We start from the raw sequence: 13,856 nt of genomic DNA on the forward strand, positions 1-13,856 counted from the left end.
CGGGATGTTCTCTACACTTCGCATCGTGATGCTCTGAAATTCAAGAAGCGATGAGTTCCTCTCGGAGCAAAGCAATATGCGTACAACACGTCGCCCACGCAGATGCGCGGGCGACGTTACAACGGTCTGGCCTCAGAACGTCTTGATGAACTCGATCAGCGCCTTCTTGTCCGAGTCGCTCAGGCCGGGCTCCTCCCCCAACATGTCTGTGCCAAAGTAGTGTCCTTTGTTGACGACAAAGTCCGGGCACTTATTGAACTTGATCAGGTCGGGCTCCACGTCCGCGAAGATCTTTTCGACTTGCTCGTCCGTAGGATTAGGAGGTAGCTTCTGGAGGCCGTGTTTCAACCGGATGACGAGACTGAGCACTCTTGCATTGTGCTCCAGCCGCTCCAGCCGGTTGGTGCTGTCGCTCATCAGATCGAGGTTCGACAGCAGGTTTACAGGAGTTCCCTTGGGGATCGGGCCGATCTGGATGCCATCTTCGCTGAAGAGCCACGGAGCGAGGAAGTGCTCGAACTTCGTTCCGCTGGTAAGCGGCTCGGGAAGGAAGCCCGAGGCCACCCGCAGATAGCTCTGCTGCGTGGTGCGATAGACCAGGTTAGGTTCGTTGCCCTTGAGGATGCCGTCCTTGGTGCGCTTCTCCGGCCACAGTAACTGCTCGATGGCATCGTTGAAGCTGCGCATCCTGGCATCTACCGAAGGGCTCGACTCGAAGTGTCCGATGGAGTTGTTGAGCAGCAGCGGCGTGGTGGACCAGACGCTGATCAGGCTCGGGACTCGCGTGTAGCCGCGTCCTCCGCCGGGCATAACGTATTCGCTCTCCTTGCCCGTGTATGGATCGCGCACCGGGATGCTGCCGACCGAAGGAAGATCCTTATAGGTCTGCGAGGTGAAGTTATCCCAAATGTTGTTGGCCAATCCGTTCGTCGCAAGTGGGCTGCAGGCGTTCGTGCGCAACAGAGACAAGGGAATGCGAGCATCGGTGGAGAGAAAGTTGTCCTTGAGGAAGTCATCCTTCAGAACGATCTCCCGCATCTTCGCCTTGAAGTCGTCGGTCTGCGTCAACTTCCAGTACTTGTCCCAGCAGTCGAGATAGCCTTTGCCAGAGCAGCCAGCCAGCCCTTCTCCCGGAGCCATCTCCGGCAGCTTGCTGGAGTGGCATCGTGCGCAACGCTCCGCGAATACGATCTTGCCACGCGTGAGCACGGCCTTGTCCTTCGTGAGGTAAGCCTCGCCTCCAGGGGCGTCCGCGAGATGATGCGCGTCGGTGCTCTTCAGCATGAAGAGGGCGAGATCGGCGGTCTGATTCTCGTTCGCCTTCCAGTAGCTCGAGTTCTTCTCCGCGACTGCGATCTCGATCGGGGTTACCTTCTTGCCGCCGATCAACGCGTTGAAGTGCTCCAGCCACTCTTCGCTGAAGAGGCCGATGTTGAGGTACACCCGATTCAGCGCGCCGAGTGCACCGACGGAGTCCGCACCGTCCTTCAGGACGTGTGGCGCCAGCACCATGTCAGGGGCCTTGTAGTACCGCGCGAGCTCGTTGTCCGCTGGGACGTAGTCGTTGAACTGCTTGTTGTTCAAGCCGCCGCCGGCGAGCTTCTCCTGGCCCCACCGCGAAGCCATGTCGAGACGCGCCCGCAGGCCGTAGATGGCATTCATGGTGCGCGGGTTGTTGATGTTGTCGGTCGACACCAGCGATGTATCGAGCGATCCCGGCTGCGAGGAGTGGAAGAGCTGGAAGACGAAGCTGCTCTGGTCCGCCTCCCATCCGAAGATGCGGTCGATCCAGAAGTACTGTGCTCCGACCATCGAGCTTAGGTTCTCCCACTTCGGATTCTCCGGATCGGCTGGTGGCTTGAGCGGATTCGGTCCGACGTGGCAGAACCCGCAGGACATGCCCACGCGATAGGGCTTAATCAGGTTGCGGTCGTTGTAGTAGCTCTTGTCGGTGTAGTAGCGGACCGGGTCCCAATGCGCCTTGGCCTTCTCGTCGAACGATGGATTGGGGAAGAGGCGCAGACCGACGATGCCAGTTCCATAGCCGTAGTACGACCCGACGGGAACGGTCGTCCCGCGCGCGCCGATCTTGACGCCGGGATATTTCTTCTCGTCCTCGAAGGGATCGGGGCCGCACTCTGCCTTCCGCTTGTCGAGCCAAAGCCCGAAGCGGTTCGGATCAGGACCCGTCGCCTTCTCGTAGCAGGGCTCATTCACCAGCCCGAGGTAGTTCCACCGATTGTCGCGGCTCGCCGGCAGCCCGGGGCGCGAGGAGAGGGTCTTCAAAAAATCGAGCGACTCAAGACTCTTCGCCGAGATGATGTCCCAGAAACGATCGTTTCCGGCCGACCAGACGATCCAGTTGTTCCGGCCCTTGACCTCGTCCGTGGTCAACTTGATTCCACCATCCATCTCGTGGAAGTAGTCTTCGTCCGCGGCTGGCATGCTCTCCGCCGAGCGGCCTGCCTGCATCGCCTCATCCTGCACCTTGCCGGCCTTCGATTTTGGCAGCAGCAGGGCCGCCGCAACCATCACGACGATCACGACCACCACCGCGCCCACTAGAAGAAGCAGTGCAAGAAGCCAACGATATCTTTTTTTCTCAGCGTAAGGTTCTGAACTCATGCTTCTCCTCCGGTATATTCCGCGGCTTTCAGTTCTTCATTACGGCCCATTCCACTGCTACACGATCAGGGACATAGCGACTCAGAATGGTACGTGGCACTCAAGACGAAGTAACCCAAATTCAGACCACTTATTCCACGGATAATCCCGTATGTGGTGATTATGGAAGTACTTTTCTCCAACACAGGAATGTTCCCGTACGTATCGGCTGATCGGACATAGCACTTTTTTCTCAGCAGAGAGTTCGGAGCTCATGCCTGTCCTCCGTTGCTCTCCGCAGCCTTCAGGTCCTCCAGGATGACGTCGCTCGCCTTCTCCGCGACCATGTAGATCGCGCTCACGATGAAATAGCCCGGGATGTGCGGGAAGACGGATGCATCGACGACACGCAGATTCTTCGTCCCATGCACACGGAAGCGGCTGTCGAGTACGGACTTGGGATCTTCCTTGGGCCCGATCGGATTGGTGCAGGAGGCATGATGCCCCCAGGCCTCGCGTTGGATGAAGTCCGCGATCTCGTCGTCCGAGTTGCAGTCGGGTCCCGGCCACACCTCTTCCATACCGACCGTTTTTTTGATGTTGTGATTCATCTCCCGCGCAAACTTCACCCCGGCGATCACCGAGCGCAGATCGTCCTTCTCCGCGTCGTTGCCTTCGCCGAAGTAGTGGAAGTGGATCGAAGGTGTATCCCGCGGATCGTCGCTGCGCAGCTTGACCTCTCCCGCGGTGTTCCTGGTATGCGCCTTTAGAATCGCCCAGGTAAACATATCCTGGTAGCGCTTTAGCGCGCCGGAGTAGCCCGGATAATAGCCCTTGAAGTAAGAGGGCAGCCCGAAGACGAACAGGTCCGGATCGACCTTGTCCGGACTCGACCGCTTCGTCACGGCAATGGCAGCTCCATTCGTGGTGTAGACGCCTCTTCCCCGCTCCCAATCCTTGAACGCGGGATCGGGCGGGACGCCATCCTCCGGCGCGTTGAACGAGGCTCCCTTCAACAGCGCGAAGGGCTTCTCCATCTTCGAGATCACGCCGACCTCATAGCGATCCTGCAGGTTCCGGCCCACGCCCGGGAGATGGACCACCGGAGTGATGCCGAACTTCCGCAGCTCCGCCTCATCGCCGACTCCCGAGAGCATGAGCAACTGCGGGCTGTTGAAGGCTCCCCCGCACAAAATCACCTCATGCTTCGCCCGCACCGTCACTTTCTCCGTTGCGGCGTCCGAGGGGGTACGCGAGGCGCGGTACAGCTTCGAACCCACGAGATACTCCACCCCGTCCGCCCTGTTTCCATCGAAGACCACCCGCGAGACCAGCGCGCCGGTCTGGATCTTCAGGCGTCCCTGGGTCTCCGCCACGGTCTTCAGCAGCCTCTCCCGCGTCCCGTTGCGAACGCCGGAGCGAGTCGCCAACGGCGTAAGAGAGACTGCCTCGCGGCCCTTGCTGGTTACGGTTCGCCAGTCGTTAGGATCGAACAGCGTCTCGATGTCCAGGCCGAGACTCCCCAGGTGATGCGCCAGTCCGGTCACCGCCGCGACGGCCACCAACTTCAGCAGCTCGATGTCCTTCAGGATCATCCCGGCGCTTGCTACCTCCGTATGTAACCATCCGGCGTAGCCATGCCGTCCCGGGTTGGTCCCCTGTCCGTGCAACACACCCCAGAAGGCCTCTTTGAATCGCTTCCAGCCAGTGACGTAACCGCACTCTTCCAGGCGCTCGAAGTAGGTCCGCATCTTCTCCGGCGACCAGGAGTGGTCTCCGGTCAGGGCCCGTATCTTCTCCCAGTCGCTGTTTTGCGGGTAGACCGTGATCATCGCGTTATGCGCCGTGCAGCCGCCCAGCGTGCCCGCTCGCGGATACAGCACGCCCTCGCGCTCCGCGACATACTTGGAGTCCTTCTGCTGCATCGCCTGGTTGTCGTAGTGACGGACAAAGAAGTCCCAGCTCATCACTGGGTCTTCGCTGGCGAAGGGATGAAAGCACGGAATGCGATAGTTGAAGTTATTGCAGTCTTCCCCGGCCTCGAGCACCAGGACGGTATAGCCTGCACGCGCCAGATTCGCGGCCACAGGGCCGCCACCCGCGCCTGAGCCAACCACAATAAAATCGTACATTTCATCTGCCACAGAGACCTCGACTCGGTTCGAAATGCGCAGCATGGCCCGGTCGGACAAAAGACAATTTTAAAAACGAGTTGTTAATTGCTGCCACTAAAACAGGGAATGGTCGTGGTGTCAAGTGCTGTATGATCTGGCCTAATAACCGGTCCAATGAGATTGGTAAGGTTCCGGAGAGTTACTCATGTTGCTGCGGCGTTCTTCTTTCATGCTCCCCTTGCTGGTCTTTCCGCTGTTGATCGGCTGTGTCCCCAACAAAATCTATCGTCCAGGCCCTGCCGCAGTAGAGACCGCGCCCATCGTGGCCGGCTCTACCACTCCCGCACACTTCAAGCTCGGTGTCATCGAGTTCGACGACATGGGAGAGTCGTGGGAGAAATGCACCTCACTTACCGATCCGTCGAACTGTCAGCTCACCCGCACGCTCGATCTCATCCACAAGGAGAAGGAGTCCGGCCACGATGTCATCGTCGTCGTCTTCACCCACGGCTGGAAGAACAACGCATCGCCCGGGAACGAAGAGAAGAAAAACCTGCGCGACTTCAAGCTCCTGATGGAGCAGCTCTCGAGCGGTGAGCCAACTCTGCTTGCGAATATGCAGAAGGATGCCGGGCAGTCCTCTCCGCCACAAAAGGCGCGTTCCTACATCGGCGTCTACATGGCGTGGCGCGGACAGTCCCTTGCGGGCGATGTGGTCACCACCTTCTGGAACCGCCGCGATGCAGCGCAACGCGTCGGCAGCTCCGACTTCGCCGAAGCGATCTACCGCATCATGGGAGCCACGAAAGAGAACAGCCCCAACTCGCGCATCGTCGTCGTAGGCCACTCCTTCGGAGCCCGTGCACTGGAGACCGCGCTCACCAACACCTTCGTCAGCCTGCTCGTTCCGCAGCCCGACAGCCAAGGCCAGACCCATCCCCTCGAACTGCTCTCACCCGCCGACCTCATCCTCTACGTAAACTCCGCCAACGACAGCTTTCGCACCAAGCAGATGATCGAGCTGATGAAGCGGACGAACTTCCGCGTCGAACGTCAGGACGGGGTCGGTGGACAGTACGAGGGCCCGCTCTTCCTCTCCGTCACCTCCACTGGAGACAGCGCGACCGGCGTCGCCTTTCCGCTCGGCCAAAGCCTCTCCGCTCTACGAAAGTCCTTTCGCGGCGTCTATGGAGACGCCGCTCCCCAGTCACCGTCCCAGAAGACCTTCTTCACCCAGACCCCAGGCCACATCCCTTACCTCCGCAGCCACGAGGTTCGTCCGATCACCCTTCCCTGCCAGAGCCAGGCTGAGCTCTTCCGCTTCGACGTGAAGGGACAGTGCTACGAGTTGACTCCGGTGGAGCGCCGCTGGAACGACTCCCCCTTCTGGGTCGTCACCGTCCCGCCGACCATCATCCGCGATCACAGCGACATCTTCAATCCATCCTTCTCCACCATGATCATCGATCTGCTGGAACACTATCGCGTTCTGGATAGCCCAAAGGCAACGACGATGGTTCGCACTCACTGAGGAGCAATGTAATATTCTCGATGTCCCAAGTCCGAGCCCTAAACCGGCGCCGCTGAAAGGCAATCATGCACGAGCTCTCGATCGCAATCAGCATGATCGACCAGATCCAGGAGGAGTCGGAGAGCCGCGGTGGCCTTACCGTCAAGGCCGTTCACCTCTCCCTCGGTCTGCTCTCCGGAGTCGACAAGGACGCTCTGCAGTTCTGCTACAAGGCCGCATGCCAGGGGACGTTCCTCGAAGGATCGCAACTCGTCATCGAGGTGGTACCCATCGTCCTCTACTGTCCGGCTTGCCTCACGGAAAGCCGTCCCGTATCGATACAGCAGCTCGCATGCCCTGAGTGCCGCACAGCCGGACGGGTCATTCGCGGACACGAACTCGAAGTCGCATCCCTGGAGGTGGCAGCATGAGTGATTCTCCCCGCCTCATCGAAGTGAGAGCGAAGGTGCTCAAGCAGAACGATCTTCTGGCCAGAAGTCTTCGCGAGCGCTTCCACGCGGCAGGAGTCTACGTCGTCAGCTTCGTCTCGAGTCCCGGCTCCGGCAAGACCCGCTTCCTCGAAGGGCTGCTGACTCTCGTGGGCCGGCAGCATCGCGTCGCAGCACTGGTCGGCGACCTTGCCACCGAGAACGACGCCATGCGGCTCAAGCGTGCCGCCTCGCGCGTCCAACAGATCACCACCGGCACCATCTGCCATCTCGACGCATCGATGATCGAGACGGCCATCCAGTCGTGGGATCTGGCCGAACTGGATCTACTCTTCATCGAGAACGTAGGCAATCTGGTCTGTCCCTCCAGCTACGATCTGGGAGAGGATCTTCGCTTCGTCCTGCTCTCCACCACCGAAGGAGAGGACAAGCCGCTCAAGTATCCGACCATCTTCAACACCGCCGATGTAGCTCTCCTCACCAAGATGGACATGGCCGAAGCCGCGGACTTCGACCGCGACGCCGCGCACCGAAACATCCAGAGCGTGAGGCCGGGTATGAGCGTCCTGGAGGTCTCAGCCAAGACAGGCGAAGGCATGGAGGCAGTAGCGACACTTCTTGGCGATAGGCTGGCCGCCTCCCGCAACAGCCTTACGGTGCAGGCTGCACAATCGTGAGGGCCGGAACCCGCCGCGTCAGTACGCCTTGTTGTATCCGCAGCGGCTGACCGACCATCTTCGCCTTGGCAGGAGCAGGGTTCGTCTCTATCGAAAGGCGCATATGGCGTGTACTCAGGTCCGACATCCCGGCCGCGCCGTAGATACAGGCAGCCTGCAGATAGAGCCGCGCCGAGACCGCACCCGAGGCCAGCGCCTTGCTGATCCAATCCAGCGCTTGCGTCACCTCGCCGACGCGATAGAGCGCCCAGGCCAAGTCGCCCTCCGTCGCATAGTTGCTGCGGAGCGCGATATCCTTCCGCGCCCACTCCACGGCCTCTTCTCCGCGTCCCGCCAGCTCGCAACACAGGTCGACGAGCAAGTGATAGTAGTGAACCTCTCCGCGCGAGGCCGATTCGAGGTAGTGCTCCAACGCCCTCGTCTTCCACGGAAGCGCCGAGGCATGCTCTCCCGACAAAGAATAAAGATCGCCCAAGGCATGCTCCCACTCCGGCCTTGGCGAGGCCTCATAGAGCCGTGTGTATCCCGCGATCGCCTCTGCGAAGCGTCCCTGTGTGCCAGCCAGTTCGGCCATCCGCTCCGCAACCAACCAATAGCCCGGGTAGGCTCTCTCCGCCCGCTCGTAGTGGATCAGCGCTTGCTGGTGCCTTCCCCGCTGGAAGTTCATCGACCCGCGCTGCAGCTCCAGCCATGCGAACGAATACATCTGCTTTGCGGTGAGCTCATCCTCGGCTGAGACATAAAGCCGATCCGCCTCGTCGACATCTCCCATCGCATACGTCAGATGCGCGAGACGAGCGAGCCCATCCCATGTCGTCTCCTCCGCCAACGCCAGTTGTATCTCCGCTCGCGCCTCATCGTAGCGTCCAGCTTGCAGCAGCACATCGGAGTGCACCAACCTCCCTTGAGTACACGTCCGCAGCGAGGCGTCCATGCCGAGACAAAGCTCGGCATCTGCGAATCGATGCAGCTTGAGTGCGATATACGCCTTCAGCAACCACAGGTCAGCGTGACGAGAGGCCGAGCCGATCGCCCCATCGATCACCTCATCCAACACCTTCAGGCCCGTGAGATCCCCCATCAACGACGCACGCTGAAAGCGGCGATAGAGCAGCCGTGTCTCGCGCTCGCTTCCCGGCGACAAGGCAGCCGCAGCCGCGCCCTCTGCCCGAACGAGCTCGTCGATCTCTCCCTCAATACGCTGCAAATCCGCCTGATACGCTGTCATGCTCTACCAGGGAGGAGCGATGTAGGGAAACTCGGTCAGAAACTCCTTGTCATTCTTCAGCGGATTCGGCGGCGTCTTCGGATCGATCGGAACCGCATCCCATAGCGCCTGGTTGTTCATGATGTCGATGTGATACTTGATTCCCTTGAAGCTCGCCGTCATATCCAAAAAGAGAGAGAGGAACCGCGTGGCGACCTGATCTTCCAGACGCCTTCCGAACGGCCAAGTCCCCGTCGTATCCATATCGATGGAGCAGACGTTTGGAATGAAGATCTCGATCGGACGCCGCAGCGGGATGTCGAGCTTCTTCGGATTCCACGAGTCGTCCGGCATGTTCAGCTCCTGGAACAGTAGCTTCTTCACCCGCGGAAAGGCCGTGGCCACAAGATCGTAGGTCTTGTACTTCGATACCGGTGAGTTATCGTGATCGAAGGCCGTCTCGATCCCCAGGGCGCTGATCGAAGGCCCAAAGCCCCACCCCAGATGAGCCAGCCGCTTCACAAAGTGTGGAGCCAACCAGAAGTTGTTCGCTCCCATCTGCCGGTTGTTCTCGCGCTCGCTCAACGCCGCATCTGCGAACGCCTGCCCATCCGTATCCACCAGCTTGTACGCCTTCAACTCTTCATCGAGCTTCAGTTGATCGACGAAAGCCCAGGGATGCTCGATCCAGAAAGGGTGATCGGGAATGGTCTCGATCTTATCCGCCGCCTTCCGCACCCAGCTCTCGCCCCACACATTGACGATGCGGTGCTCCTGCGGCGACGCGGTGATATAGGAGAGCGGAACCTCCATGATGATGGCGTTAATGTTTCTGCCCGCCTGTGCGTCCTGCCCCGAATACACAAACCGGAAGTTGCCGTTCTCGTCCTTCTTGAAGCTGTTGCCGGACCACGTCAAATCCCCCGCCGGAAGATCCTTCTTCAGCCCATGGCCCCACGTCGGAAGATTTGGATCGTAGTTAAAGAGGTCGTTCCCCTCCAGCTCCAGCAGCGTCTTCGGAATCTTCAACTCCCGCGCATCCGTCATCGTATGCGGGACGTGATAGAACTGCGGAGCATAGTTGATCGACCGGAAGAACCCTGGCAGATCGTTGAAGAACGCGTCGTCCCTGCCACCGACGAAGATCTTGATCGTCTGCCCGTCGGGAGCCTTCAGGTCGACGCTCTGATTCACATCGATCACCTGCGAAAAGCTCCCGCCAGGAAAGTTGATGAACCGGATGTGTGCCTTCTGATCCTGGTCGACCGTCACTCGTAGCTCGAACGGCTTCAGGATGCTCTCGTACTTGTGCTTGATCCCCTCGACATACTTCAACAGCCCTTCAAGACTGTGATCTTCCTTCGCGGGCCGCATAACCCGCTGATCCGGAGCGATCCGCAGCCGGTAGAGCATATCCGGATCCAGCTCGCCCGCCTTTGGCGTAGCCGAGAAGGTCAAGGCGATGACGACCTTCTCTCCGCCCGACACATCCGCGGACGGAAATCCGAAGATGTCATACAGGTCCGCCGCACTGACATCGATATCCGAAAAAATCGAATTTACCGCATTAGGATCATTATGGTCTGCCAAGGTATCGTCCTCGAATCCTCACCACTCAACCGGGATATTTTCGGAACTTGAAAATACTCTTTCGAGTTGCGGCTCGAAGCTACCAGCGTCTTTTTATGGTGTCAACGAATATTGCCACCGAAGAAGAGGATTGAAAGAGGCCATTCCGCGTAGAAAGACTCTCCACGCAAACATAGGTGGTGAGTCTGCGAATAGAAATTTACATGCGGCCATGTAAGTCAACAACGAGCTAGCAGCGGCGACACCTGCGTCGAACCGCACCAGCCACTCCCAAAACGCCAGGAGCCAGCAGCGCGAACGTCGAAGGTTCGGGGACAGGAGCCATCGAGTATGTAACATCCAACTCCACGGTATAAGGAATGGTCACCTGGCCACTCCCACCGATATAACCGCTCCAGTTCTCACCAGGAGTTGCCAGAAAGCCTCGAATGGTGCCATCCAATCCAAGGGTAAAGAAAGCGTCCTCGAGATAGACTTCGTTCCCATCGATGGTTGGCCGCGACAACCCGGAGATGTAGTCCGCAAACACAGACGAGGAACCTGTATTTGTAAAAGTAGGCGCGATTGAGGGTTCTCCGGTATCTGGCGGCGGAAAGCTTCCTCGTGTGTAAAGAAACCCCGTTCCCTCAATCGTTGTTGTGGGCGCGATGATTCTGGCAGTGGCCGAGCTGATCACGCTTCCCGCGGGTAAATAAAGCGAAAAATCGGGAACGTTGACAGTCACCAACGAATTTCCAAGCGAAGGGTAGTCAGTAATTTTTGGATGGTCTGTAGTGTAGGTGCCGTAATAGTTGTCGTTGGGACTCGAGATACTCGTCGTAACGCTTGCGTTAAAGGATGTCTGGAGGGTATCGGCCACGGCAAATGGCGCAAAGATAGAGAGTAAAGCCACCACAAAGAAGGATAGTAGTCGCATGATTCTAACCTCAGATGTTCGAGAATCCATTTGCGATGCCCACTGCATTCTGAGGGCCGAGGGTCTTGTAATGAATGGTTTGAGTTGCCGGGTTTAATGCAAAATCATGAGCAATTCGTTGCATATTGATGTGAAGTTAAAGGGAACTACGCGCCATTATCGAGGAGTCCGATAAAGCGATAACTTGCAGGGGTAATGGGGCATCACGATCAGGCCACTGCAGACTCCATAAGATCCAGGAGGACCACGTCAGCCTGACACGCCTATATGGATGGGTTTCGCTTCTAGCGGGAACAAAAACGCATAGCCAAACCTAAATCTCAACCCGGACTAGGTCCGCATTCTTATGAGAATTCGCTCTCTATTTTAGATGGCGGAGAGTGGGGGATTCTAAATCCTGCTCGGGATTATCTAAATAAGTCTTTTATTATCATTAAAATTTACGAGACTGCCATGTCATTGCTAGAATTTTGCTAGAATAAATCGAGGTTAAAGGCAAAAATGGCGAACAGAAAGGTCACGCTGTACTGGTTTTGCAAGACCCCGCAGGGATGGCGGCGAAAAGCCATTGTGCTCGGCTCTAACAACCGAATTCGCCACACCCACGTTATTGAGAACGGTGAGAACGGCGAGAAAAACGAGGTTTCCTACCCGACCGGACGTTATCAGTTGTGCCGGTACGAAGGCACGAAGCCGGTCTACATCGACGCTGGAACCCATCCAAGCAAAGCCTTGGCGCTGTGGCGCAAGGAAAGCAGCCTGTCAGTGGCTAAGAACGAGGCGGTTCATGCTGGGGCCAAGGTCGTCACCGACGAGAAGCGAGTCGAGATTCGACGTGCCGCAAATCTGTACATACAGGACTGCGAATATCGCAGGGCGCTCGAAGCAATGGGACAGGCCAAGCTCGTCATTGAAGAGTTCATGCTGGTCTGCCGGAAGACCTACATCGATGAGATTGTGAAAGAGGATATCTACCGCTTTCACCGGACACTTCGGGATCGAGGATGCGGCGACAGAACCGTGGCCAACAAGCACTTACGGCTGAAGTCGTTTTTGCGCTCTGCCGGATTTGATACCAAGTCAGCGGCGCTGTGGCCACCAGCACCAAAATATCCGAAAACACTGCCGGAAGTTTATTCGTGGGAGCAGGTGACGGCTATCCTTGCGGCGGCTGATCCGTATATGCGCTTGGTCGTCGAAATGGGCCTAAAGCTTGGTCTGCGGGATCAGGAGATGGCCCACGCCGAATGGCAAGACATCGATTGGACTCACTCGGTCTATCGAGTTCGCAGTAAGCCGCAGATGGAATTTATGGTCAAGGACTCTGAGGAACGCGACATTCCTATATCAAGCGACCTGCTTAGTAGTCTCAGACAAGCCAGAGTTCGGTATCCTGAGACCAAGCTGATCGTCGGCACAACTAATGACACACCGAACCGGAAGTTGCTGCGAACCCTAAAGCGATTGGCGAAGGCTGCTGGCCTGAACTGCAATCAGTGTGATGGCTGTAAGGGAAATTTGGGAGAGTGCGAACAGTGGTATCTTCACAAGCTCCGCGCCACCTATGCCACGACCCTGCTACGCAACGGCGTCGATCTGCGAACCGTGCAAGCCTACATGGGACACGCTGACATCGCGACCACGACAATCTATTTGCGTCCAGCGTCGACCAAAGAGGCACAGAGCAAGGTGGACGCGATTGATTGGTGTGGTGGCCTGTCTAAACTGGAGACGGAGCCGGTGACAGTCACCGTGAACTAGCCGGAGGGTCTGTGCCGCACTAGGGTTATCCCGCCAGAGACGCCTCCGACGCCGTGGCGGGCCGTTTCTGCGCGAACGTGGGGCGGTGTGGGCGGCCTGCACCAACCGGCGATACGCCGACGTCGCCAGACCATGCGCTGCTCTTCCGGCTCCAGCGAGGCGAGGGGTCGAAGCTGAGACTCCGAAGCGGGCACAATGTCTCCAATTGGAGACAAATTAGCGTTGACTTCTGCTGCATCCATCAACTGATACGCTTGTGGTCGACTCAGGCTCCACCGCTCGCGGCAGTAGGACTCGAAGGTGTCATGCGTACCTGTGAAGAGTGGGCAGGCTGCATCGCTGACCGTGCCGCCGCCCTGCTCGCCAGAGGCTCTATCCCCGTCCCGGCGCTCTCCGGTCGCGTGTGGGGTAACGTGGCGCGATTACGGGGGCCCGGTACCGAAGACGGGAAAGTTACTTCAACGCTTCATCCCTCCCAGGACGACTCCGCACCAAGAGAGATCCGTAGAGGCTATGCCAACGATGGTGTCGCTAAGTCGACTAAACTCGCTCTGCAATTTTTCGCGGTCGTTATTTTTACGAAAGTCATCTTGAATCGTGTTCCATCGTTTCTGTATCTCTCGATCCCTTACTTCTTTTGCCGTAAACAGGAGGCTGCCAAACGTCCTTCCCAATTCAGTATTGGCATCGTTGTAAGATACGGCCGACGGAAGAATCTTAGGATTCGGGCCGATAGCCGTCATCTCAATGTCTGCGTACCAATGCATCAATGCAATGTGCGTGACTGAAAGGGCTTTCAACAACTCGCGGCATTCCTGCTTCTTGCTATCTAAGACCCATTGTGTGCGCTGTCCAGAAACTGTGAGTATGTGCGTGAAAACACCGCCGCCAACGAAGGCAGCAACGCTGCTCAATATCCCCAAATACATGAACGCTCCAATAGGCATTGATGTTCGCCGCCGCCAATTTTACAGTAGAGCGGCGTCTGAGCAGTCTCTCTCTGGTAGAGTGCCCGCAAGGAGTAAACA

General features: G+C 58.0%; 11 protein-coding genes. 4 read left to right on the top strand and 7 right to left on the bottom strand.

Features of this window, described 5'->3' with window-relative positions; translation table 11 throughout:
• Positions 1 to 132: 132 nt before the first annotated feature.
• Positions 133 to 2,625, bottom strand: coding sequence for a hypothetical protein (locus HB393_RS08495; RefSeq protein WP_255550916.1), 2,493 nt, complete (start codon positions 2,623 to 2,625; stop codon positions 133 to 135).
• Positions 2,626 to 2,876: 251 nt separating this feature from the next.
• Positions 2,877 to 4,748, bottom strand: a complete 1,872-nt coding sequence (locus tag HB393_RS08500; protein WP_345945102.1) for a GMC family oxidoreductase — start codon at positions 4,746 to 4,748, stop codon at positions 2,877 to 2,879.
• A gap of 175 nt (positions 4,749 to 4,923) precedes the next feature.
• Between HB393_RS08500 and HB393_RS08505 the strand changes: the two genes are divergently transcribed.
• The 3 genes from HB393_RS08505 to hypB all read left to right on the top strand — a co-directional run bounded on the left by HB393_RS08505 (position 4,924) and on the right by hypB (position 7,354).
• On the top strand, positions 4,924 to 6,249 hold the full coding sequence (locus tag HB393_RS08505; RefSeq protein ID WP_213804728.1) for a hypothetical protein: 1,326 nt from the start codon (positions 4,924 to 4,926) through the stop codon (positions 6,247 to 6,249).
• 65 nt (positions 6,250 to 6,314) lie between these two features.
• Positions 6,315 to 6,659 carry a hydrogenase maturation nickel metallochaperone HypA gene (locus HB393_RS08510; RefSeq protein ID WP_213804729.1) on the top strand — a complete coding sequence of 115 codons (345 nt, stop codon included), beginning with the start codon at positions 6,315 to 6,317 and terminating at the stop codon, positions 6,657 to 6,659.
• Positions 6,656 to 7,354, top strand: a complete 699-nt coding sequence (gene hypB, locus HB393_RS08515) for a hydrogenase nickel incorporation protein HypB (protein ID WP_213804730.1) — start codon at positions 6,656 to 6,658, stop codon at positions 7,352 to 7,354. Before HB393_RS08510 ends, hypB begins: the two co-directional genes overlap by 4 nt.
• Here hypB and HB393_RS08520 read toward each other — a convergent pair.
• The 3 genes from HB393_RS08520 to HB393_RS08530 all read right to left on the bottom strand — a co-directional run bounded on the left by HB393_RS08520 (position 7,329) and on the right by HB393_RS08530 (position 11,067).
• Complete coding sequence (locus HB393_RS08520; RefSeq protein ID WP_213804731.1) at positions 7,329 to 8,582, bottom strand: hypothetical protein; 1,254 nt, start codon at positions 8,580 to 8,582, stop codon at positions 7,329 to 7,331. The two genes, hypB and HB393_RS08520, sit on opposite strands and share 26 nt — an antisense overlap.
• A gap of 3 nt (positions 8,583 to 8,585) precedes the next feature.
• Positions 8,586 to 10,151 (bottom strand): DUF4331 family protein, encoded by a 1,566-nt coding sequence (locus HB393_RS08525; RefSeq protein WP_213804732.1) that lies wholly within the window; start codon positions 10,149 to 10,151, stop codon positions 8,586 to 8,588.
• 229 nt (positions 10,152 to 10,380) lie between these two features.
• Entirely contained in the window at positions 10,381 to 11,067 is a 687-nt protein-coding gene (locus tag HB393_RS08530) for a PEP-CTERM sorting domain-containing protein (protein WP_213804733.1), read from the bottom strand.
• A gap of 501 nt (positions 11,068 to 11,568) precedes the next feature.
• On the opposite strand from HB393_RS08530, the gene HB393_RS08535 reads away from it, so the two are divergent.
• Positions 11,569 to 12,828, top strand: coding sequence for a site-specific integrase (locus HB393_RS08535; RefSeq protein ID WP_213804734.1), 1,260 nt, complete (start codon positions 11,569 to 11,571; stop codon positions 12,826 to 12,828).
• Here the strand turns inward: HB393_RS08535 and HB393_RS08540 are convergent.
• Both HB393_RS08540 and HB393_RS08545 read right to left on the bottom strand, forming a co-directional pair.
• Entirely contained in the window at positions 12,825 to 13,022 is a 198-nt protein-coding gene (locus HB393_RS08540; protein ID WP_213804735.1) for a hypothetical protein, read from the bottom strand. The genes HB393_RS08535 and HB393_RS08540 overlap by 4 nt on opposite strands.
• 264 nt (positions 13,023 to 13,286) lie before the next feature.
• Positions 13,287 to 13,775 (bottom strand): hypothetical protein, encoded by a 489-nt coding sequence (locus tag HB393_RS08545; RefSeq protein ID WP_213804736.1) that lies wholly within the window; start codon positions 13,773 to 13,775, stop codon positions 13,287 to 13,289.
• Positions 13,776 to 13,856 lie beyond the last annotated feature (81 nt).

It is taken from the genome of Granulicella sp. dw_53 (genome assembly GCF_018449545.1).
Lineage (GTDB): Bacteria > Acidobacteriota > Terriglobia > Terriglobales > Acidobacteriaceae > Edaphobacter.

Bases quoted from the DNA above. Each gene is read 5' to 3' on its own strand.
- HB393_RS08545 (WP_213804736.1), bottom strand. From the start codon at position 13,775: ATGCCTATTGGAGCGTTCATGTATTTGGGGATATTGAGCAGCGTTGCT.
- HB393_RS08510 (WP_213804729.1), top strand. From the start codon at position 6,315: ATGCACGAGCTCTCGATCGCAATCAGCATGATCGACCAGATCCAGGAG.
- HB393_RS08495 (WP_255550916.1), bottom strand. From the start codon at position 2,625: ATGAGTTCAGAACCTTACGCTGAGAAAAAAAGATATCGTTGGCTTCTT.
- HB393_RS08530 (WP_213804733.1), bottom strand. From the start codon at position 11,067: ATGCGACTACTATCCTTCTTTGTGGTGGCTTTACTCTCTATCTTTGCG.
- hypB (WP_213804730.1), top strand. From the start codon at position 6,656: ATGAGTGATTCTCCCCGCCTCATCGAAGTGAGAGCGAAGGTGCTCAAG.
- HB393_RS08535 (WP_213804734.1), top strand. From the start codon at position 11,569: ATGGCGAACAGAAAGGTCACGCTGTACTGGTTTTGCAAGACCCCGCAG.
- HB393_RS08520 (WP_213804731.1), bottom strand. From the start codon at position 8,582: ATGACAGCGTATCAGGCGGATTTGCAGCGTATTGAGGGAGAGATCGAC.
- HB393_RS08505 (WP_213804728.1), top strand. From the start codon at position 4,924: ATGTTGCTGCGGCGTTCTTCTTTCATGCTCCCCTTGCTGGTCTTTCCG.